The sequence below is a fragment of the Amycolatopsis sp. NPDC000009 genome, from assembly GCF_055563465.1.
In genome coordinates this window covers 1,045,646-1,066,701 of sequence record NZ_JBVHDI010000001.1, presented here as the reverse complement: position 1 = coordinate 1,066,701, position 21,056 = coordinate 1,045,646, and the positions used below count along the sequence as shown (strand labels likewise).

Sequence of the window (21,056 nt, the reverse complement as noted above, 5' to 3'; positions counted from 1 at the left end):
CGGCGGAACCCCATCCGCGCGGTCGTGTCGTCCATCCAGTCACGCGTGTCGTCCGTCGGATCACGCGTGTCGTCCGGTCGGTCACGTGACATCGCCGGTCAGGTCTCGTGAGTGGTAAGGACGGTTAGAACCGTCCTTACCACTCACGAGGTTGTCTGTACCCGCCATTCTGGGAACAACCTCACAAACCGTGGCGCCCCGCCGAACGCTGGGTAGCTTCGGAGTGGTGCCGACCACACCCACCTCCAGCCGCCGGACCGTGACCAGCGTGTTCGTGGCGCTCGGCCTCGTCGTGGCCGCGATGGTGACGCTGGGCGCCACCGGCCTGGCCGTCAAACCGGTGAACGGGCAGGCGCTCGCGGTCCTCGAAGAGGTCCCCGGGCCCGAGTCCGGCCCGACCTGCGCCGTCGACAAGCGTTATGTCGACGAAGAGACCTTCGGCATGCGCCCGGACGTGATCGAAGCGTGGAACGCCATGCGCGCCAAAGCCAAAGCGCAGAATGTCACGCTCTGTGTGAACGACGGCAAACGAAGCCGGGCCCAGCAGCAGCGCGAGTTCGACAAGGCCGTCGAGCGGTTCGGCTCGGTGGAGCAGGCCAAGAAATGGGCGCTGCAACCGGAGACGTCCATGCACGTCAAGGGAATCGCCGTCGACATCCAGCCGCTGAACTCAGCCGCGTGGGTGGACAGGAACGGCGGGGCGCTCGGCTGGTGCCGCCGCTACGACAACGAGAAATGGCACTTCGAGTACGACCCCGCGTACAAGACGGGCGGTTGCCCGGCCCTGCTTCCCAGCGCCACCGGCAACTGACGCGTAACTCACGTGCTTGGACGCGTAACTCGCGTGATCAGAGACGTAACTCATGAGTTACGCCTTCAATCACGCAAGTTACGCCTTCAATCACGCGAGTTCGGGCTAGGTGAGGGTTTCGGCGACGTATTTCGCGGCCTCGGCGAGCAGCGCTTCGTCGTAGGGAGCGTCCTTGGTCGCCTTGCTGGACATGATCGCGACGACGAGCGGTGCCTTGTCCGGCGGCCAGACGACGGCGATGTCGTTCAGCGTGCCGTACTCGCCGGTCCCGGTCTTGTCGGCGACGGCCCAGCCGGACGGCAGGCCCGCGCGGATCCGCCGGCCGCCGGTGGTGTTGCGCTGGAAGAGGTCGCGCAGGAAGTCCCGTTTGCCGGCCGTCAACGTGTCGCCCAGCACGATCTCCCGGTAGTCGGCGGCGAAGGCCCGCGGTGTCGTGGTGTCGCGAAGGTCGCCAGGCGTCGCTTCGGTGATGGCCGGTTCGACCCGGTCCATCCGCGTGACGGTGTCGCCGAGGCTGCGCGTGAACGCCGTCAGTTCGGCGGGGCCGCCGAGGTCCCGCAGCAGCAGGTTGCCCGCGGTGCCGTCGCTGAACCGGATGGCGGCGTCGCACAGCTGGCGGATCGTCATGCCGGTGGCCACGTGCCGCCCGGTCACCGGGGCGTGTTTCATCAGGTCTTCCCGCGCGTATTCGACCCGGGTTTCCAGATGTGACAACGGATTGCGCTGAAGGACCGCGGCCGCCGCCACCCCCTTGAACGTCGAGCAGAACGCGAAACGCTCGTCGGCGCGGTGCTCGATCGCGGCGCCGCTTCCGGTGTCGACCGCGTACACGCCGAGCCTGGCGTCGAACTTCTTCTCCAGCTCCATCAACCGGTCGTGGAACTGGCGGGTGGTGGACGGCGGGGCCGGTGGCGGGGACGAAGGGCTCGGAGGCGGAGACCCGCGAGTGCAGGCGGCCAGCGAGGCGAGGACCGCCATCCCCATTAGCGCACGACGGGTGACGGCCGGCCCCGGCGAGTTCATCGTGATCCCTCCCCCTGATCACTTCGAACATAGCAACTTCCCCACCGCCCACGGATCGGCCAAGCGGCCGAGGCGGGTGACCCCGGGAGTGTGCCTTCCCCCACTCGACCGGGCCACCAACCTGGTTACCGACGGGTAACCGGGGCTAGGGTGCGGTCAGGACTACCTCAACTTCAGGAGCATTCGTGGCCGCAGGAGCAACACCGCTCGCGCCGAACGCGCGGTCGGTACGCAATGTCGCCTTCGTCGAAGGGGTGCGAACGCCCTTCGGCAAGGCAGGCGAAAAGGGTATGTACGCCGGCACCCGTGCCGACGATCTCGTCGTCAACGCCATCCGTGAACTGTTGCGGCGGCATCCCGAGCTGCCGCCCGAGCGCGTCGACGAGGTGGCGATCGCCGCCACCACCCAGATCGGGGACCAGGGCCTGACCATCGGCCGCACCGCCGCGCTGCTGGCCGGCCTGCCGAAGTCGGTGCCCGGCTTCGCGCTGGACCGCATGTGCGCGGGCGCGATGACCGCGGTCACCACGACCGCGAGCGGGATCGGCTTCGGCGCGTACGACATCGCCATCGCCGGCGGCGTCGAGCACATGGGCCGTCACCCGATGGGCGAGGGCGTCGACCCGAACCCGCGCATCATCGCCGACAAGCTCGTCGACCCGACGGCGCTCGTGATGGGCCAGACCGCGGAGAACCTGCACGACCGGTTCCCGGCGATCACCAAGCAGCGCACCGACGCCTTCGCCGCGCGCAGCCAGGAGAAGTACGCCGAGGCCGTCAAGACCGGCAAGATCGGCCCCGAGCTGGTCCCGGTCGCCACCCGCTCGAAGGAGCTCGGCTGGGGTCTCGCGACCGAGGACGAGCCGCCGCGCCCCGGCACCACCGTCGAGCAGCTCGCCGGGCTGAAGACGCCGTTCCGCCCGCACGGCCGGATCACCGCGGGCAACGCGGCCGGTCTCAACGACGGCGCCACCGCGGCGCTGCTCGCCGACGAGGACACCGCCCGCGAGCTCGGCCTGCCCATCGGCATGCGCCTGGTGGGCTACTCCTTCGCCGGCGTCGAGCCGGAGGTCATGGGCATCGGCCCGGTCCCGGCCACCGAGAAACTGTTCAAGCGCACCGGCCTGTCGATCGACGACATCGGCCTGTTCGAGATCAACGAGGCGTTCGCCGTCCAGGTGCTCGCGTTCCTCGACCACTTCGGCATCGCCGACGACGACCCCCGCGTCAACCAGTGGGGTGGCGCGATCGCCTGCGGTCACCCGCTCGCGTCCTCCGGCGTCCGGCTGATGACGCAGCTTTCGCGTCAGTTCGCCGAGCGCCCCGACGTGCGCTACGGCCTGACCACCATGTGCATCGGTATCGGCATGGGCGGCACCGTCATTTGGGAGAACCCGGCGTTCGAGGGGGCCAAGTAGCCATGACTTTCACCGCTGAGCAGGCGAAAGCCGCCTTCCCCGACGAGGTCGTCACGAACGCGGTCACGCGGCTGGTGAAGGTGCCCGGGCTCGACAAGCCCGTCGCGCTGATCACCCTCGACAACGGCCACGACCACACCCGGCCGAACACCTTCGGCCCGCAGGGCCTGGTGAGCCTGAACGCCGCCATCGACGCCGCCTTCGCGGCCGAGCCCGCCGCGATCGCGGTCACCGGCAAGCCGTTCATCTTCGCCGTCGGCGCCGACCTTTCCGGCGTCGAAGCGGTCGCGGATCCGGCGCTGGCGCGGGAGATCGCGCAGACCGGGCACGACGTGTTCCGTCGTCTCACCGAAACCGAGATCCCGACGTTCGGGTTCATCAACGGCGCGGTGATGGGCGGCGGGCTCGAACTCGCGCTCTCCTGCCACTACCGGACGCTTTCGGAGAACACCGCCGCGATCGCGTTCCCCGAGGTCTTCCTCGGGCTGTTCCCGGGCTGGGGTGGCACGCAGCTGCTGCCGAACCTGATCGGGCCGGACGCCGCGGTCACCGTGATCATCGAGAACGCGCTGGCGCAGAACAAGATGCTCAAGGTCGCGCAGGCGGCGGAGCTCGGCATCGTCGACGAGGTCTTCGGTTCGGCCGACTACCTCGAACAGTCCCTGCTGTGGCTGGCGAAGGTCGTCAACGGCGAGATCACCCCCGCCCGCCGCGAGATCGACCGCGGCGCGGGCTGGGACGCCGCGATCGCCCGCGCCAAGGCCATTGTGGACGGACGGACGAAGGGCGCCTCCCCCGGCGCGACCAAGGCCGTCGAGCTGCTGGAGCTGGCCCGCGAGAACGATCTGGACCGCGGCTACGCGGCCGAGACCGACGGGCTCGCCGAACTGCTGATGGACGACACCCTGCGCGCCGGGCTGTACTCGTTCAACCTGGTCAACAAGCGCGCCAAGCGGCCGGCGGGCGCGCCGGACAAGTCGCTGGCGCGCAAGGTGAACAAGGTCGGCATCGTCGGCGCGGGCCTGATGGCCAGCCAGATGGCGCTCCTGTTCGTCCGCCGTCTCAAGGTGCCCGTGGTGCTCACCGACGTCGACCAGGAACGCGTCGACAAGGGTGTGTCCTATGTGCACGGTGAGATCGACAAGCTGCTGGCCAAGAAGCGGGTTTCGCCGGACGGCGCGAACCGGCTGAAGGCGCTCGTCACCGGCTCGCTCGACAAGTCCGCGTTCGCCGACGCCGACTTCGTGATCGAGGCGGTGTTCGAGGAGCTGGGCGTCAAGCAGAAGGTCTTCGCCGACCTTGAGCAGTACGTCTCCCCCGAGGCGATCCTGGCGACGAACACCTCGTCGCTGTCGATCACCGCGATGGCGTCGCAGCTGAAGCACCCGGAGCGCGTGGTCGGGTTCCATTTCTTCAACCCGGTCGCGGTGATGCCGCTGCTGGAGATCGTCCGCGCGGAGAAGACCGACGACGCCGCGCTGGCGACGGCGTTCGCGCTCGGCAAGCAGCTCAAGAAGTCGAGCGTGCTGGTCAAGGACGCGTCCGCGTTCGTGGTCAACCGGCTGCTGCTGCGTTTCCTCGGCGAGGTGCTGGTGACCGTGGACGAGGGCACCCCGTTCGACGTCGCCGACAAGGCGCTCGAGCCGCTCGGCCTGCCGATGACGCCGCTGACGCTGATGCAGCTCGTCGGCCCGGCGATCGCCCTGCACGTCGGGGAGACCCTGCACGGGGCGTTCCCGGACCGGTTCACCGTCAGCGAGAACCTCGACCGCTTCGTCAAGGCGGGAAAGAAGGGCGTCTGGCAGTGGGACGACAAGGGCAACGCCACCGTCGACCCCGAGGTGGCCGAACTCTGGCAGCGGGGCGACTCGCCGTCGACGTCCGAGCAGGTGCGTGACCGCGCGCTGGCCGCGATCGCCGAAGAGATCCGGATCATGCTCGACGAGGGCGTGGTCGCGGAGGCGCAGGACATCGACCTGTGCCTGATCCTCGGCGCGGGCTGGCCGTTCTGGCTCGGCGGCATCACGCCGTACCTGGACCGGGCTGGCGTGTCCGAGAAGGTCAACGGCAAGCCGTTCCTGGCCCCGGGCGTGGCTAGCGTGCCGCTCTCCTAGGCCTCGGCGAAAGGCCACCGTCGGCGATCCCTTGATCGCAGGCGGTGGCCTTTCACGTTTTTCGTGGATTCTGTGGCGATCTACTGCGTTTTCGTGAAACCTTGTCCCCGGGCCGGAAGGTTCGTCTCCCCGGCCATCCCCCGGGGAGACGGGCTGTCAACGTTCTCCTGAAGGCGGGCAGGGCGGCGGAGTGGTCGTCATCTGGGCGGCGATCCGCGCGGGATCGAGCACGTCGACCTTCTCCGCACTGGGAAATCGCCGGCGCAGCTCGTTCGCCCACACTTCGACGTCGGTTCCGGCCACGGGCACGAGATGGACGGCCGCGGGAAGCACGTCCGGCGTCGTCGCCTTCAACATTTCCGGCCGGTCCGCGAAGAGCTTCTTGAAGCGCTCGTACGCCTGCGCCTTGGTTTCGGTGAACACCCGGCGGGCCTTCGGGTCGTCCTGGAGCACCTGAGCGGCGACGGCCATGTCCGCGTCGGCACCGATGGTCATGAGCAACCGGAGCCCGCAGAGTTCCCGCTCCCCCAGCGGGACGGGCACGGTGTCCCGGGGCAACGCCGCCGGGGCGGGCGGCTCGGCGACCCGGTTCAGGACGACGACGGCCGTCGTCACGACGGCGGCGAAGACCAGGACCGCGACGACTCCGGCCACCCACAGCAACCGCCGCGGCGCCTTGGGTGGCCGTTCCGGTTCTTCCACAGGGACGATCATCACACGGCGCGGTTCATTCGCCGTCCGGACATCACCCGTTCAGCCGGGCTCTTTACCGTGCCGCCGGTGAACAGCGAAAAACCCGGCGTCGACCGCCGCGGCTTCCTCAAGCGCGCGGGCCTCGTGTCCGCGGCGGCCGCGGGCGCCCCGCTCGCGGCCACCGCCCCGGCGGAAGCCCTCGACCTGAACCTCGATCTCGACATCGATGTCGACCTGCTCTTCGGCCGGGACCGCTACCGGTGGCTGGTGGGCGATCACCACATCCACACGCAGTACTCCTACGACGCGATGTACACAGTGGACGGAATCGCCGGCGACGCCCGCCGTCACGGGGCGGACTGGGCGGTGATCACCGATCACGGCCACGCCGCGCACGAGAAGTCGTCGGTGGAGCGCACGGACGCCGCGATCCGGGCGGCGCGGCGCGAACATCCCGATCTCCTGCTGTGGCAGGGCATGGAGTGGAACGTGCCGGGCGCCGAGCACGCCACGCTGTTCTTCCAGGCGGGGGCGAACCAGGCCGCGAAACTGCGTGAGTTCGAGCGTGCCTTCGACTGGCGGCTGACCGGGACCGAACCGGGCACCCCGGACAACGAGGCGCTGGCCGTCGCGGCGATCCGCTGGCTCGCCGCCGAAGAGCGGGCACGCCGGATCCACGCGCCGGTCGTGGTCGTCAACCATCCGCTGCGCAACGGCCGGATCGCCCCGCACGAGATCCGCGCGCTGCGCGACGCCGCGCCCGGGATCGTCATCGGGATGGAAGGCGCGCCGGGTGCCCAGGCCGACGGCTTCCCGAAACCACTCGGGAGTGGTGGCGGCGCGCGTGGCGGGTACGGCAACTCCCCCGGTTCGAACTCGTGGCCGGGTTTCCCGGAGGCCGCCTACCGCACCTACGGCGGCTTCGACTGGAGCACCGCGACCGTCGGCGGGCTCTGGGATTCGCTGCTGGCCGAAGGAAAGCCGTGGTGGGTCACCAGCAACTCCGACTCGCACTACAACCGCGGCGACACTCATGTCCGGCCCGGTGTCCCGGACGGGTACTACGACGAGCACGGCGCCTACCCGGACCCGATCGACACCGGCGTCCCGCAGACTCTGCCCCCGTACGCGGACTTCGCGCCCGCCGAGTTCAGCCGGACCGTCGTCGGCGTGTCGCGGCGAAGCCACGAAGGCGTGCTGGAAGGCCTGCGCGCGGGACGCGTCTGGGTGGTGCACGGCGGTCTCGCGCAGGAACTGGAGTTCGGCGCGTACAGCGGGTGGAGCTCGGCGACGATGGGCGGCAGGCTGCGGGTCCGGCGCGGATCCGACGTCACGGTCGTCGTCTCGGCGAAGCTGGCCGCCCGGCCGAACGGCGGCGGCACGATCCCCCGCCTGGCGCGGCTCGACCTCGTTTCCGGCCCGGTGACGGGCCCGGCCGCCGACCGGGACACGCAGACCGCCCCGGGCACGCGGATCGTGCGGTCCTTCGAACCGAGGTGGGCGCCGGGACGGCGGGTCGCCTTCCGGCACACCTTCCGCGACGTGCGCGAGCCGTTCTTCGTGCGGACGCGCGGCACGGACGGCAAGAAGCACGTGCCCGGCGGGATCGAACCGAGCGCCGACGTGGTCGGGCAGTCGAACCCGTTCGAAGACCTGTGGCTGTACGGGAACCCGATCTTCGTGGACGTGCGTTAGTCCATGCCGCATTTAGAGGACTAAATGCACTTTGCGTGTTCTCGCGCCGGGGTCGTGAGTGGTAAAGACGGTTAGAACGATCATTACCATTCACGACCCCGCGCGCAAAGCGCCCGAATCAGGCAACCGGCCGGGCTCTGCCGTCCTTTATGGACACTCGGCGTCGTGATCGGCTCACTGCGGTAGCCCGCCCGGCACCCTCGCCGCATTCAGAGGACTAAATGCGGTGAGGGCGCCACTCACGAGCCGAGGGTGTCCGGGTCCGGACCCAGCCGCTTCCCCTGCTCCAGGGTCGCGATCGCGGCGCCGTCGTGCGCGTCGAGTGCGAAATCGAAGACATCGATGTTCTCCTTGATCCGTTCCGGCGTGACGGATTTCGGGATCACCAGATGGTTCATCTCCACATGCCAGCGCAGCACGACCTGCGCCGGCGTCTTGCCGTGCTTTTCCGCGATGGTGGTGATCTTCTCGTCGGCGAGCAGATCCCCGCCACGCGCCAGCGGCCCCCATGCCTCGGTGACGATCTCGTGCTTCTCGTGGAAATTCCGCAGCAACGGCTGCTGCAGCCACGGGTGGCATTCGATCTGGTTCACCGCCGGGACGATCCCGGTCTCCTCGATCAGCCGCTCCAGATGCGGGATCTGGAAGTTCGAGACGCCGATCGCCTTCGCCCGGCCGTCGGAGGCGATCTTTTCCAGTGCCCGCCACGTTTCCACGTACTTGTCCTGCGCGGGCAGCGGCCAGTGGATCAGGTACAGGTCGACATACTCGAGCCCGAGCTCGCTCAGGCTGGCGTCGAAGGCGCGCAACGCCGAGTCGTAGCCGTGCTCGGTGTTCCACAGCTTCGTGGTGACGAACAGTTCCTCACGGGACAGCCCGCTGGTGCGGACGGCCTCGCCGACTCCGCGCTCATTGGCGTACAGGGTCGCCGTGTCGATGGCCCGGTAGCCCGCCTCGATGGCGGTGCGGACCGCGTCCACGACCTCGTCGTCGCCGATCTTGTACACCCCGAACCCGAGTTGCGGGAGGGACGTGCCGTTGTTCAGCCGAATACTGGGAACCATGCTCGAACCGTAACCCCAGCCGGGGGTCAAGGCAGCGCGGGCAGGTGCACGGTCACCGAAAGACCGCCGCCCACAACGGGTTCCGCGGACACCGTGCCACCGTGCGCCTGGACCGCGGCCCGCACGATCGAAAGCCCCAGCCCGGCGCCGGTGCGGGCGGTCCTGGCGACGCCGGCGCGGCGGAACGGTTCGAACAGTTCGGGGACCGCGGCCGGGTCGAGCAGCCCGCCGGACGACCGCACCCGCAGCACCGACCACTGTGGACCCGCCTGCGTGACGACGTCCAGCCAGCCGCCGTCGACGTTGTGCCGCACCGCGTTCTCCAGCAGGTTTCCCGCGATCCGTTCCAGCAGCGCCGGATCGCCGAACGTCGGCGCGCCCTGCGTCGCGAATTCGACGCGGAGTCCGCGTTTCTCCGCGTCCGGCCGCGCCGCGCGCCACGCGGTCGCGACGATCACCGCGAGATCCACCGGTTCCCTGGCCACCAGTCCCGCGCCGTCGGTGCGCGCGAGCAGCAGCAAGGAACCGACCAGCCGCTCGGCCCGCTCGGTCGCGTCGCGGACCACACCCGCCATCCGGCGTAATTCGGCTTCGTCCGCGTGCTCGTCGGCCAGGGTGACGTCGAGTTCGGTGCGGATGACCGCGAGCGGTGTCCGCAGTTCGTGGCTGGCGTTCGCGACGAAGTGCCGTTGCGCGTCGAACGCGGCCTGAAGCCGGTCGAGCATGTCGTCGAAGGTCTCGGCGAGTTCGGCGAGTTCGTCCTTCGTGCGGACCTCGCCGATCCGCTCGCCCATCGATTCGATCGACAGGCGCCGCGCGGTACCGGTGATCTCGCGCAGCGGTTGCAGGACCCGCGCGGTGAACGTCCACGCGAGGATCCCCGCCGCCAGCACGACGAAACAGAACGCGACCGCGCCGAACAACAGCACCCGGTTCCTGGCGTACACCCGCAGATGCTCGGTGACGGCGGAAGCGTCGACGTCGACGCCGTCGACCCGCACCGTGGTGCCCGGCGGCAGCTGCGGGACGGCGGAAACCGCGTCGCCGACCAGATTCCAGGTCAGCCAGAGCAACAGGAGGCTGACCAGTGCCACCAGCCCGGTCGCGAGCAGCGTGACCCGCGCGCGCAGGCTGCGGGCACCGGACAGGTTCACCCGCGCGCGGTCCCCTGCTCCGGCACCCGGTAGCCGGAGCCGACGACGGTCTCGATGATGCCCGGCTCGCCGAGCTTCTTGCGCAGGGTCATCACGGTGACCCGGACGGTGGTGGTGAACGGGTCGGCGTTCTCGTCCCACACGCGTTCGAGCAGTTCCTCGCTGCTGACCACCGAACCGGCGGCCGACAGCAGCACCTCCAGGACACCGAACTCCTTGCGGGTCAGCTCGACCGGGCCGCTCGCGCGGCGGACGGTCCGCCTCGCCGGATCCAGTTCGACGTCGCCCGAAGTCAGCAGCGGCGGCGCGGCCGGGGTCGCGCGGCGGCCGAGTGCCCGCACGCGCGCGACGAGTTCGGGGAAGGCGAACGGTTTGGCGAGATAGTCGTCGGCGCCGAGGGAAAGCCCGTCGACGCGGTCCGAGACGGAACCGCTCGCGGTGAGCATCAGGACACGGGTCAGCTCGCCGGACGCGACGATCTCGCGGCACAGGTCGTCACCGGACATGCCGGGCAGGTCGCGGTCGAGCAGCACGACGTCGTACCGGGTGACGGCGGCCTTTTCGTGCCCGTCGTCCCCGGTGAGCGCGATGTCCACCGCCATGCCCTCGCGTCGCAGGCCGCGTGCGATCGCGTCGGCGAGGGGTTCTTCGTCTTCGACTACCAGAATTCGCACGACCCTACGTTGCCACACATTCCTGAGAGTGACCTTATTGGACTCGTGAGTGGTAAGGACGGTTCTAACCGTCCTTACCACTCACGAGGCCCAGCGCAACGCGAACCACAGCCGCATCCGGGTCTCCGGATCCGCCAGGTCCACCCCCAGCGCCCGCTCGATCTGCCCGATCCGGTGCCGGACGCTGTTGCGGTGCACGCCGAGTTCGGCCGCCGTCCGGTCCCATCCGCCGTGGTGCGCGAGCCAGATCCGCAGCGTCCCGACCAGTTCGCGGTCCCCCTTCCGGTCGAGTTCGCGCAGGGGCGCCAGCGTCCGGGAGGCGAATCCGGCGGCGGCGCCCGGATCGATCAGCGCGTCCAGCCCCGCGGTGTCTTCCGCCACGATCGGCCGTTCCAGCGCGGTCGCCCGCGTCAGCAGCAGCTCGACTTCGCCCGCCGCTTCGGGAAGCCGTCCGGGAGGAACGGGGGAACCCACGACCGCGAGCCAGCCGTCGGCGCGGAGCCGGTCGAGGTCGCCGATCTCCGGCGCCTCGCTGACGATCGCGGTGAACCGCGGCCCCGGCCGCAACCGCACGAGCGGGGTGTCGAGCCGGGCACGCAGCCAGTCGTAGCGGGCGGCGACCTCGTTCGGGCCGCGGCGGTAGGCGATCCCCGCGACCAGGCGGCGTTCGTCCCCGCCGAGCACGTCGGTCTCCCCCAGCAGCAGGGCGGTGGCGGTCGCGCCCAGTCCGGCCGCGTCGGAACCCGCGCGGCCCACCAGCCCGAGCAGCGCCGCCCCGACCGACAGGATCGAGCGGTCCGCGCCGTCGAACCGCGCGACGCGGCCGACCACGACGAGATGGGACGCCGTCGCCTGCGGGTACACCGGCTGCGCGACGACGTGGGTGCCGTCGGCCAGTTCCGTGGTCGCGCTGCGGATCCCCCGGCCCGTCCGAAGTGTGGCGAGGAGTTCCCGGATTTCCGCGGGCAGTGGCGACGGCGCACCGTGGTCCGCGGCCAGGACGTCGTCGACGCCGACCAGCGCCACCCAGGCCCCGAGCCGCCCGGCCAGCGCGCTCGCGAGTTCACCGAGTCCGTCCCCGGCCGCCCTGGTCAGCGCCTCGCGCGCGACCGCGATCCGCCGTTGTTCCCGCTGCCCCGCCTCGGCGAGGGCGACCGACACCGCGCGGCTGATCGCCAGGAACGGCGTCCGCGGCTGGACCACGAGCAGCGGAAGCCCGTGCCGGGCACACGCCGTCCGCAGCCGCGGCGGCAGCGTCTCGTGCGTGCCCGGCGTGAGTCCGAACCCCAGCGCGGAGATCCCGCTTTCGGCCAGCCGCCGGACGTAGCGATCGATCTCGGCCGCGTCCACCGGCAGGTTCACCCCGGCGGTGAGCAGGAGTTCCGCCCCGAGCAGGTACGGCGCGGGATCCAGCAGCTCGCTGACGTGGGCCCAGCGCACCGGGGCGTCGAGCGCGCCCGGCCGCAGGGTCTCCCCGACCGGGTCGACCGCCAGTTCCGGGTTGCCGACCACGGCCCGTAACGGGACATTCACATCCGAGTCGAACGGATCGTGGATTTGGGTCATTTCATCCTCACTCACACTGGAGTTCGGATGGATCATCCCATGTCGTTCAAGCCGCGAACGAACCTACGGTGACCCGGACGAAGCGAACAGCCCCAAGTCAAGGAGGACACCGTGGCCGGTGACTACGCGGTGATCGCGCTCTACATAGCGGGCATGATCGGGGTCGGCTGGTTCGGGTTGCGGCTCGCCAAGACCAAATCCGACTATCTCGTCGCGGGCCGCCGCCTCGGCTGGTTCATGTACTCGGGCACGATGGCCGCGGTCGTTCTCGGCGGCGCTTCGACGGTCGGCGGGGTGAAGCTCGGCTACACCTACGGCATCTCCGGCGCCTGGCTCGTGATCGCGATCGGCGTCGGCATCCTGGTCCTCCACACGCTGTTCGCGCGGCGGCTGGTGAAGCTGCGCGTCTACACCGTCGGCGAGATGCTCGACCTGCGCTACGGCGGTTCCACCAGCACCATCTCCGGCGTGGTCATGTGGGGCTACACGCTGATGCTGACCGTCACCTCGACGCTGGCGTTCGCCACCATCTTCAAGGTCCTCTTCAACGTGCCCAGCTGGGCGGGGATCGCCATCGGCGGCTCCATCGTGGTGCTCTACTCGGTGCTGGGCGGCATGTGGTCGATCACGCTGACCGACATCGTCCAGTTCGTCATCAAGACCATCGGCATCCTGCTGATCCTGCTGCCGGTCTCGATCGTCTCGGCCGGCGGTTTCGACGGGATGGCCGCGCGGCTGGACGAGAGCTACTTCGAGCTGACCGCCATCGGCGGCGACACGATCTTCACCTACTTCCTCGTCTACAGCTTCGGCCTGCTGATCGGCCAGGACATCTGGCAGCGGGTGTTCACCGCGCGGACGCCGGGCATCGCGACCGGCGGCGGCGTCGTCTCCGGCGTCTACTGCCTGGTCTACGGTCTCGCCGGCGCGCTGATCGGCACCGCGGCCAAGACGCTGTACCCGAACCTCGCCAGCGCGCAGGACGCGTTCGCGACCATCGTCGAGGACCAGCTGCCCGCCGGGGTCCGCGGCCTGGTGCTCGCGGCGGCGCTCTCGGCGATGATGTCGACCGCGAGCGGCGCGCTCATCGCGTGCTCGACGGTCAGCACCTCGGACCTGCTTTCCAAGCTGGGCCTCAAGAAGGCCGCCGACGAGGTCGCGAGGAACCGGGTCACCACGCTGGTCCTCGGCATCGTCGCGATCGGCATCGCGATGGTCGTGGACGACGTCGTCAACGCGCTGACCATCGCCTACGACATCCTCGTCGGCGGCCTGCTGGTCGCGATCATCGGCGGGCTGGCCTGGAAACGCGGCACCCGCCAGGGCGCGCTCGCGTCGATGGTCGTCGGCACCGTCGTGGTCATCACGTTCATGTTCGTCGACGGCGTCGAGGCCAACAGCCCGATCTACTGGGGCCTCGGGTCCAGCCTCGCGGTGTACCTGCTGGTCAGCTTCCTCACCCCGCGGACCTCGGACGAGATCCTCACCGTGTGGACCCGCCGCCTGAACGGCGGCGCGGCCGCCGAAGAAGAGGCGAAACTCGCCGCTTCGCAGTCCTGACAACCATTCGAAGGAGACACAGTGCCTGAGCAGACCCCGATCGGACCCGTCGACTCTTCGAGGGTGCCCCGGTTCGCCGGTTTCGCGACCTTCGCGAGGCTGCCGCGGATCGATCAGGTCGAGCATGCCGACGTCGCCGTCGTCGGGGTGCCGTTCGACGCCGGGGTGTCCTACCGCCCCGGCGCGCGGTTCGGCCCCGCGGCGCTGCGTGAAGCCAGCCGGCTCCTTCGCCCGTACCACCCGGAACTCGACGTTTCCCCGTTCGCGGAAACGCAGGTGGTGGACGCCGGTGACATCGCGCTCAACCCGTTCAACATCGGCGAGGCGATCGAGACGCTGCAGAGCGAGGCCGAGGCGCTGACCGCGAACGGGACGAGGCTGGTGACCGTCGGCGGCGACCACACGATCGCGCTGCCGCTGCTGCGGGCCGCGGCGAAGAAGCACGGACCGGTGGCGCTGCTGCACTTCGACGCGCATCTGGACACCTGGGACACCTACTTCGGCGAGCCCTACACCCACGGCACCCCGTTCCGGCGGGCGTCCGAGGAAGGCCTCCTCGACACCGAAGCGCTGTCCCACGTCGGCACGCGCGGCCCGCTGTACGGCAAGCGGGATCTGGAAGAGGACCGCCGTCTCGGATTCGGCATCGTCACCTCCGGCGACGTCATGCGCCGCGGGGTCGCCGAGACCGTCGACGCGCTGCGCCAGCGCATCGGCGGCCGCCCGCTCTACATCTCGGTCGACATCGACGTGCTCGACCCGGCGCACGCACCGGGCACCGGGACCCCCGAAGCGGGCGGCATGACCAGCCGTGAACTGCTGGAGATCCTGCGCGGGCTGCGGGACTGCAACCTCGTCGGAGCCGATGTGGTGGAGCTGGCCCCGGCTTACGATCATGCCGAGATCACCGCCATCGCGGCTTCCCACGTCGCCTACGACCTGGTGAGCCTGCTCAGTTTGGGGAAGAGCGCATGACACGACGCATCGGCGGCGACATCGTCGTCGAAACCCTCCACGCGCTCGGCGCGGACACCGTGTTCGGCCTGCCGGGCCAGCACGCGCTCGGCCTGTTCGAAGCGTTGCGGCGCACCGAGGACCTGCGCGTCATCGGCTCGCGGGTGGAGAACAATCTGGCGTTCGCGGCCGACGGGCACGCCCGCGCCCGGCTCGCGGCGGATCCCGAAGGCCCGGTCCCGGTGACGCCGATGATCGTGTCGACCGGCCCCGGCGCGTTGCTGACTTTGGCTTCCTTGCAGGAATCCCGGGCGGCCTCGGTGCCGGTGCTCGGGATCTCCAGCCAGATCCCGGTGGCCGGGCTCGGCGGCGGACGGCACGGGTACCTGCACGAACTGCCCGACCAGCAGGCCAGTTTCCGCGATGTGGTGAAGTCGGTGCACGTGGTGCGCACCGTCAGCCAGATCCCGACGGCGTTGCGCGAGGCCTGGGAGTCGGCGGCGACCGCCCCGTACGGCCCGGTGTGGGTCGAGATCCCCCAGGACATCCTGCTGGCGCAGGCCGATCTGCCGCGGATCACGTCGGTGACGGCACGGCCCGCGCCGCTCGAACCGTTGCCGGAACTCGTCACCGAAGCCGCGAACCTCCTTGGCGCGGCGAAGAATCCGGTGATCCTCGCCGGCGGCGGCGCACTGCGCTCGGGCGCGCAGGCGGAGCTGAAGGCGCTCGCGGAGGCGCTGCGCGCGCCGGTGCTCTCGACTTTCGGCGGCAAGGGCGCTTTCGGCTGGGACCACGAACTGTCCGGCCGGTCGTGGCTCGAAGACTGGCACAGCACCGAGTTCCTGGCGGACGCCGACGTGCTGCTGGTGCTGGGTTCCGGGCTCGGCGAGCTGTCGAGCAACTATCGTGAATTCGCCCCGCGAGGCCGGATGATCCAGATCGAGGCCGACCTCGGGAAGCTGGAGTCGAACTATCCGGCCCTGGGCATCCACGCGGACGTCCGCCTCGCGCTGCAAGGGCTTCTGGAGCAGGTTCCGTTCCGTCAGAGCGACGGCCGCGCGGAGAACGCCGTCGCGGATCTGCTGGCCAAGGTGCGCGAACGCCTCGACGGCCAGGCACTCGAAACCGAGCGCAAGCTGATCGACGACATCCGCGCCGCGATCCCCGAAGGCACCCAGACGTTCTGGGACATGACGATCGCGGCCTATTGGGCCTGGTCGGCGTGGAACCCCGAGGGCGCGCCGATCCACACCGCGCAGGGCGCGGGCGGGCTCGGCTACGGCCTGCCCGGCGCGCTCGGCGGCGCGGCGGCGACCGGCGGCCCGGCGCTCGCGGTGTCCGGTGACGGCGGCGCGATGTACGGCATCGCGGAGCTGGCCACGGCGGTCCAGCACGGACTGGACGTCACGTGGCTCGTCATCGACGACGGCGGCTACGGCATCCTGCGCGAGTACTTGACCGGTGCGTTCGGCCAGTCCACGGCGACCGAACTCGCGCGGCCCGATTTCGCCGCGCTGGCGCAGTCCTTCGGCGTCCCGGCCACCGTGTCCTCTTTGGACACCATCGGGAAGGACCTTGCCGACGCGCTGGGCACCCCCGGCCCGTCGGTGGTCGTCCTCCCCGCCCTGCTGAAGATGTTCGAGCCGACCCACCTGGAGAAGAAATGACTCAGGTCCTGAATTTCGTCGACGGCGCCGAGGCGGCCGCGTCGGGCTCGCGGACGCTCGACCTGGTGGATCCCGCCACCGGCGCGGTCTTCGGCACCAGCGTGCTCTCCGAACAGTCCGATGTGGACGCCGCGCTGGCCGCCGCCGGACGGGCGTTCAGGGTGTGGCGCAAGAGCACTCCCGCCCAGCGTCAGCTCGCGCTGCTGAAGATCGCCGACGCGGTGGAATCCCGCGCGGAGGAGTTCGCCGAGCTCGAAATCCGCGAGACCGGCAAGATCCGCGCCGTCGTGCTGGACGAGGAGATCCCGGAGTGCGTCAGCGCGCTGCGGTTCTTCGCCGGTGCGGCGCGGCAGCTCGAAGGCACCGCGTCCGGGGAGTACCTGCCGGGCCACACCTCCGCGATCCGCCGCGAGCCGGTCGGCGTCTGCGCGCAGATCGCGCCGTGGAACTACCCGCTGATGATGGGGGTCTGGAAGATCGCCCCGGCGCTGGCCGCGGGGAACACCGTCGTCCTGAAGCCCGCGGAGACCACGCCGTCGACGGCCGTGCTGCTGGCGAAGGTCGCGGCGGAGTTCCTGCCGCGAGGCGCCTTCAACGTGCTGTGCGGCGACCGCGACACCGGCCGCGCGCTGGTGAAGCACCCGATCACCGAACTGGTGTCGATCACCGGCTCGACCCGCGCCGGGATCGACGTCGCCACCGTCGCAGCGGCCGACCTCAAGCGCACGCACCTCGAACTCGGCGGCAACGCGCCGCTGCTGGTCTTCGGCGACGTGAACCTCGCCGAAACGGCCGAGGGCATCGTCGGCGCGGCGTTCTACAACGCCGGGCAGGACTGCACGGCGGGCAGCCGGGTACTGGTGGACGCGGCGATCCACGACGAGTTCGTCGCGGAGCTGACCAAGGCCGCCGCCGCGCGGAAGCCCGGCACGGACTTCGGCCCGCTCAACAGCGAAGCGCAGTTCGACCGGGTCCGCGGGCTCGTCGAGCGGCTGCCGTCGCACGCCCGTGTGGAGACCGGTGGCGCGCCCGCCGGTGACCGCGGTTTCCACTTCTCCCCCACCGTGATCTCGGGCCTCGAGCAGGACGACGAGATCGTGCGAGAGGAGATCTTCGGCCCGGTGATCACCGTTCAGTCCTTTGTGGACGAAGACGAGGCGGTGCGCCTGGCCAACGGCGTCCCCTACGGGCTGGCGTCGTCGATCTGGACCAACGACCTGTCACGCGCGACCCGCGTTTCGGGCGAACTCGACTTCGGCTGCGTCTGGGTCAACACCCACGGGCCGCTGGTCTCGGAAATGCCCCATGGCGGCTTCGGGCACTCGGGCCACGGGAAGGACCTCTCGTCCTACTCCTTCGCCGAGTACACCCGCGTGAAGCACGTCATGACCCGCTTCGCCTGACCGCATTTCGTCCTCTGGATGCGGTACTTGCGCGTGCAACGACCGCATTCAGAGGACGAAACGCATAGCTGGAGGTCCCCATGGGTGACAAGGTCACCGAAGTCGAGCAGCACGGCATCGCGCCGATCCCGCCGGAGGAACAGACGTCGCGCCCGCGCGACCTGTTCCGGATGGCGTTCGGCGGCGCGAACACCTTCGCCACCATCATCCTCGGGACGCTCCCGATCGCCTTCGGCCTGAGCTTCTGGGCGGCGGTCGCGGCCACCGTCGCGGGCGTGGTCGTCGGCGCGCTGGTGCTCTCGCCGATGTCGTTGTTCGGCCCGCTCACGAGGACCAACAACGCGGTCTCCTCCGGCGCGCACTTCGGCGTCGTCGGCCGTTGTGTCGGTTCCTTCCTCTCCCTGCTGACGGCGATCACGTTCTTCGCCATCTCGGTCTGGGTGAGCGGTGACGCCGTCGCCGGTGCGGCACAACGGCTTTTCGGCTTCGACGGCGGTGAGGTGCTGCGCGGTGTCGCGTACGGCGTCATCGCGATCGCCACGCTCGTGGTGTGCATCTACGGCTACCGGTTCATGCTGCTGGTGAACCGGGTCGCCGTGGTGCTGGGCACGGCGATCATGCTGCTCGGGATCGTGGCCTACGGCGGCACTTTCGACCCCGGGTTCGCCGGCACCGGCGCCTACGCGCTCGGGGACTTCTGGCCGACCTGGATCCTCGCCGCGCTCACCACGATGGCGAACCCGATCTCGTTCGGCGCCTTCCTCGGCGACTGGACGCGCTACATCCCCGCCCGGCACAGCCGTCGTTCGCTGCTCGCCGCGCCGTTCCTGGCGCAGGTGGCGACACTGCTGCCGTTCGGGTTCGGCATCGCCACCGCGACGCTGGTCGCGGATCCGGCCGACTACATCACCGGCCTGACCGCGATCTCCCCGCTCTGGTACGCGATCCCGCTGATCGTGGTCGCGCTGATCGGCGGCCTGTCCACCGGCACGACGTCGCTCTACGGGACCGGGCTGGACTTCAGCTCGATCTTCGTGAAGCTGAGCCGGGTGCAGGCGACGCTGCTGATCGGCTCGCTCAGCGTCGTGTTCATCTTCGTCGGCAATTTCGTGCTGGACATGGTGTCCAGCATCAACGCCTTCGCCACGCTGATCGTGCTGTGCACCTCGCCGTGGATGGTGATCATGATGATCGGTTTCGTGCTGCGGCGCGGGTTCTACGATCCGGACGACCTCCAGGTGTTCAACCAGGGCCGCAAGGGCGGGCGCTACTGGTTCACCCGCGGGGTGAACTGGCGCGCGATGGCGGCGTGGATCCCGGCGACGACGCTGGGCCTGCTGACCGCCAACACCCCGATGATCGCCGGGCCGTTCAGGGACATCGCGGGCGGCGTCGACGTCAGCATGGTGGTGACGCTGTGCACGGCGGCGATCGCGTACCCCGTGCTGGTGAAGATGTTCCCCGAGCCGCGGGAGGTCTACGGCCCAGCGCCCGGACCGGCCCTGGAATCTCAGCCGCAGCCGGTGGCCTGACGCGGATCCGCCGGGTACCGCAGGGAGCTACGGCCGAACGCGCCGGTCAGGTTGTCCCAGAAACGTCCCGGAGTGAGCGGCGCACGGACCGAGTCCAGCATTTCGCGCACTTCGGGGCACTGGACGGCCTTCCGCGCCGCGAGAATGTCTTCGGGGGCGAATCCGTTGGCGTCACCGTCCACGTCCACCTCCGCCGTGCCTGCCTCACCGATCGCCCACACCGGACTGATGTCCTTCTCGTGCCCGCTGCGGCTGGCGGAGACGAGCGTGGTGTGGGACGCGATCGAGTTCACCAGGCCGTATCCGTCGTGGACACGGACATCGAGCGGCATGACCAGCCCGAAGGCGCCGATGCTGCCGGAGAAGACCGTGCTGTACGGCTTGCCGGAGGCGTACTGGTGCCAAGCCCCGCCCCGGTATACCAGCACGGAGGGCCCGGGCAGGTCCCGGACGGCCGTGATCGCCGTCGGAAGGCCGAGGTCGGGCGAGGGCAAGTAGTCCTCGATGGTCACGGGGTGCTCGTGCCGGGTGACCGTGGACCAGTAGCCACGCTCGTCGGCGATCCCGGTGGCCTGGTTGTACGCCTTGGGAGCTTCCTCGTACGGCACACGCAGCCAGCCCAGGGTGACTAACGCCCAGACACCGACCCCGGCCAGCGAGACGGCGGTCCACCGCGTGAACGGCACGGCCATGACGGGGAGCAGCGCGGCGAACAGCGCCGGCAGCAGCATCCGGCCGTGCATGAAGTCACCACCGAGGCGGATGACGTACAGCGCTAGCACCAGCGCGGAAAGCAGCGGGAAGGCCGTGAGCACCCAGAGCGCCCGGTCTCGCCGGATCCGCCGAAGCAGCAGTACGAATCCGGCCACCAGAAGGAGAAGCGGGATCCAGAGGTGATACGGCCCGACGAGGTCCGCCAGGTATCGCCAGCCACGGCCCCAGTGCGCGAACGACGCTTCCTTGGCCAGCGCGGTGTTCGGCGTGATCAGCCCGTAGTAGCCCATCCGGAAGATCTGGTATGCCACGGGCAGCGCACCGGCGACGGCGAGGAGGCCGAGCAGACGCCACCAGCCGCGCCACACGACGAGCATCAGCGCGACGAAGGCGATCGCGCTGAAGACGGCGAGATCCGGGCGCACCAGCGGCCCGAGCCCGATCACCAGCGCGACAGGCCAGGCACGCACCGCGTCCTCGGCCAAGGCGAGCCGGACGACGAGCCACCAGGTGACGCCCAGCCAGAACGTGATGAGCCCGGTTTCCAGGCCGGAGGTGGCGAAATCCCGGAACGGCGGCAGCACGCAGACCAGCAGCGCGCCCGCCGGGACCACCAGGCCCGACCCGCTGGGCCGGTAGAAGCGCCGGGCGCCGTCCATGGCGAACCACAGACCCGCGACCGCCAGTACCAGGCCGGAGCCCACGGCGGCCCACTCCAGCTTGATCCCGAGCGCCCCGAGCCCGCCGACGATGAACGTCCACAGGGTGCTGGTGTTCGCCTCGACCCGCTCACCCGCGTTGAACACCGGGCCGTTGCCTTCGAGGAGGTTCCGGACCGTCCGGAGCACGATGAGGCCGTCGTCGCTCATCCACCGGCGGCGCCAGGCGAGCTCGGCGAAGACCAGGACGGCCAAGCCGAACAGAATCCACGTCCACACTCGTGGCCTGCGATACCAGACCTGGGTCTCACCGGATTCGCCGGTTTCCCCCTTGAGCAGCCCCATAGTCGACACA

The 21,056-nt window shown here is 69.9% G+C and carries 16 protein-coding genes; 9 read left to right on the top strand and 7 right to left on the bottom strand.

Annotated elements, in window-relative coordinates:
• The first annotated feature begins 223 nt into the window (after nucleotides 1-223).
• Nucleotides 224-811: a D-alanyl-D-alanine carboxypeptidase family protein gene (locus ACZ3HL_RS05330; RefSeq protein ID WP_465529123.1), complete on the top strand. Its 588-nt coding sequence runs from the start codon at nucleotides 224-226 to the stop codon at nucleotides 809-811.
• Nucleotides 812-916: 105 nt separating this feature from the next.
• On the opposite strand, the gene bla is transcribed toward ACZ3HL_RS05330, so the two are convergent.
• Nucleotides 917-1,834 (bottom strand): class A beta-lactamase, encoded by a 918-nt coding sequence (gene bla / locus ACZ3HL_RS05325; protein WP_465528921.1) that lies wholly within the window; start codon nucleotides 1,832-1,834, stop codon nucleotides 917-919.
• 185 nt (nucleotides 1,835-2,019) lie between these two features.
• Between bla and ACZ3HL_RS05320 the strand changes: the two genes are divergently transcribed.
• Both ACZ3HL_RS05320 and ACZ3HL_RS05315 read left to right on the top strand, forming a co-directional pair.
• Nucleotides 2,020-3,252 (top strand): thiolase family protein, encoded by a 1,233-nt coding sequence (locus ACZ3HL_RS05320; RefSeq protein ID WP_093934543.1) that lies wholly within the window; start codon nucleotides 2,020-2,022, stop codon nucleotides 3,250-3,252.
• Between the two features lie 2 nt (nucleotides 3,253-3,254).
• Nucleotides 3,255-5,366: a 3-hydroxyacyl-CoA dehydrogenase NAD-binding domain-containing protein gene (locus tag ACZ3HL_RS05315; RefSeq protein WP_465528919.1), complete on the top strand. Its 2,112-nt coding sequence runs from the start codon at nucleotides 3,255-3,257 to the stop codon at nucleotides 5,364-5,366.
• 156 nt (nucleotides 5,367-5,522) lie between these two features.
• Here ACZ3HL_RS05315 and ACZ3HL_RS05310 read toward each other — a convergent pair whose 3' ends face one another.
• Nucleotides 5,523-6,068, bottom strand: a complete 546-nt coding sequence (locus ACZ3HL_RS05310; protein WP_465528917.1) for a permease-like cell division protein FtsX — start codon at nucleotides 6,066-6,068, stop codon at nucleotides 5,523-5,525.
• A 78-nt stretch (nucleotides 6,069-6,146) separates the two neighbouring features.
• On the opposite strand from ACZ3HL_RS05310, the gene ACZ3HL_RS05305 reads away from it, so the two are divergent.
• Entirely contained in the window at nucleotides 6,147-7,754 is a 1,608-nt protein-coding gene (locus tag ACZ3HL_RS05305) for a CehA/McbA family metallohydrolase domain-containing protein (RefSeq protein ID WP_465528915.1), read from the top strand.
• A 239-nt stretch (nucleotides 7,755-7,993) separates the two neighbouring features.
• Here the strand turns inward: ACZ3HL_RS05305 and ACZ3HL_RS05300 are convergent, their stop codons facing one another.
• From ACZ3HL_RS05300 to ACZ3HL_RS05285, 4 genes are all read right to left on the bottom strand, one after another.
• A complete protein-coding gene (locus tag ACZ3HL_RS05300) occupies nucleotides 7,994-8,818 on the bottom strand; it encodes an aldo/keto reductase (RefSeq protein WP_465528913.1) in 825 nt (274 codons plus the stop codon).
• A 26-nt stretch (nucleotides 8,819-8,844) separates the two neighbouring features.
• Nucleotides 8,845-9,972, bottom strand: coding sequence for a sensor histidine kinase (locus ACZ3HL_RS05295; RefSeq protein ID WP_126731554.1), 1,128 nt, complete (start codon nucleotides 9,970-9,972; stop codon nucleotides 8,845-8,847).
• Complete coding sequence (locus tag ACZ3HL_RS05290) at nucleotides 9,969-10,646, bottom strand: response regulator transcription factor (protein ID WP_465412215.1); 678 nt, start codon at nucleotides 10,644-10,646, stop codon at nucleotides 9,969-9,971. The genes ACZ3HL_RS05295 and ACZ3HL_RS05290 overlap by 4 nt, the downstream gene beginning before the upstream one ends.
• Before the next feature lie 81 nt (nucleotides 10,647-10,727).
• Nucleotides 10,728-12,212: a PucR family transcriptional regulator gene (locus ACZ3HL_RS05285; protein WP_465528911.1), complete on the bottom strand. Its 1,485-nt coding sequence runs from the start codon at nucleotides 12,210-12,212 to the stop codon at nucleotides 10,728-10,730.
• A gap of 111 nt (nucleotides 12,213-12,323) precedes the next feature.
• On the opposite strand from ACZ3HL_RS05285, the gene ACZ3HL_RS05280 reads away from it, so the two are divergent.
• The 5 genes from ACZ3HL_RS05280 (at nucleotide 12,324) to ACZ3HL_RS05260 (ending at nucleotide 19,328) form a co-directional block, all read left to right on the top strand.
• The gene (locus tag ACZ3HL_RS05280) at nucleotides 12,324-13,772 is read left to right on the top strand and encodes a sodium:solute symporter family protein (RefSeq protein WP_465528909.1); all 1,449 of its coding nucleotides are present in this window, start codon (nucleotides 12,324-12,326) and stop codon (nucleotides 13,770-13,772) included.
• A 21-nt stretch (nucleotides 13,773-13,793) separates the two neighbouring features.
• A complete protein-coding gene (speB, locus tag ACZ3HL_RS05275; protein ID WP_465412212.1) occupies nucleotides 13,794-14,747 on the top strand; it encodes an agmatinase in 954 nt (317 codons plus the stop codon).
• Nucleotides 14,744-16,393: a thiamine pyrophosphate-binding protein gene (locus ACZ3HL_RS05270; protein ID WP_465528907.1), complete on the top strand. Its 1,650-nt coding sequence runs from the start codon at nucleotides 14,744-14,746 to the stop codon at nucleotides 16,391-16,393. Before speB ends, ACZ3HL_RS05270 begins: the two co-directional genes overlap by 4 nt.
• Nucleotides 16,390-17,796, top strand: a complete 1,407-nt coding sequence (locus tag ACZ3HL_RS05265; protein WP_465528905.1) for an aminobutyraldehyde dehydrogenase — start codon at nucleotides 16,390-16,392, stop codon at nucleotides 17,794-17,796. The genes ACZ3HL_RS05270 and ACZ3HL_RS05265 overlap by 4 nt, the downstream gene beginning before the upstream one ends.
• A gap of 80 nt (nucleotides 17,797-17,876) precedes the next feature.
• Complete coding sequence (locus ACZ3HL_RS05260; protein WP_465528903.1) at nucleotides 17,877-19,328, top strand: purine-cytosine permease family protein; 1,452 nt, start codon at nucleotides 17,877-17,879, stop codon at nucleotides 19,326-19,328.
• Here the strand turns inward: ACZ3HL_RS05260 and ACZ3HL_RS05255 are convergent.
• Complete coding sequence (locus tag ACZ3HL_RS05255; protein ID WP_465529121.1) at nucleotides 19,307-21,046, bottom strand: arabinofuranosyltransferase AftB family protein; 1,740 nt, start codon at nucleotides 21,044-21,046, stop codon at nucleotides 19,307-19,309. The genes ACZ3HL_RS05260 and ACZ3HL_RS05255 overlap by 22 nt on opposite strands.
• Nucleotides 21,047-21,056: the final 10 nt, after the last annotated feature.

Coding starts and splice junctions, on each gene's coding strand:
- ACZ3HL_RS05270 (WP_465528907.1), top strand. CDS start 14,744: ATGACACGACGCATCGGCGGCGACATCGTCGTCGAAACCCTCCACGCG.
- bla (WP_465528921.1), bottom strand. CDS start 1,834: ATGAACTCGCCGGGGCCGGCCGTCACCCGTCGTGCGCTAATGGGGATG.
- ACZ3HL_RS05285 (WP_465528911.1), bottom strand. CDS start 12,212: ATGACCCAAATCCACGATCCGTTCGACTCGGATGTGAATGTCCCGTTA.
- ACZ3HL_RS05315 (WP_465528919.1), top strand. CDS start 3,255: ATGACTTTCACCGCTGAGCAGGCGAAAGCCGCCTTCCCCGACGAGGTC.
- ACZ3HL_RS05300 (WP_465528913.1), bottom strand. CDS start 8,818: ATGGTTCCCAGTATTCGGCTGAACAACGGCACGTCCCTCCCGCAACTC.
- ACZ3HL_RS05255 (WP_465529121.1), bottom strand. CDS start 21,046: ATGGGGCTGCTCAAGGGGGAAACCGGCGAATCCGGTGAGACCCAGGTC.
- ACZ3HL_RS05260 (WP_465528903.1), top strand. CDS start 17,877: ATGGGTGACAAGGTCACCGAAGTCGAGCAGCACGGCATCGCGCCGATC.
- ACZ3HL_RS05265 (WP_465528905.1), top strand. CDS start 16,390: ATGACTCAGGTCCTGAATTTCGTCGACGGCGCCGAGGCGGCCGCGTCG.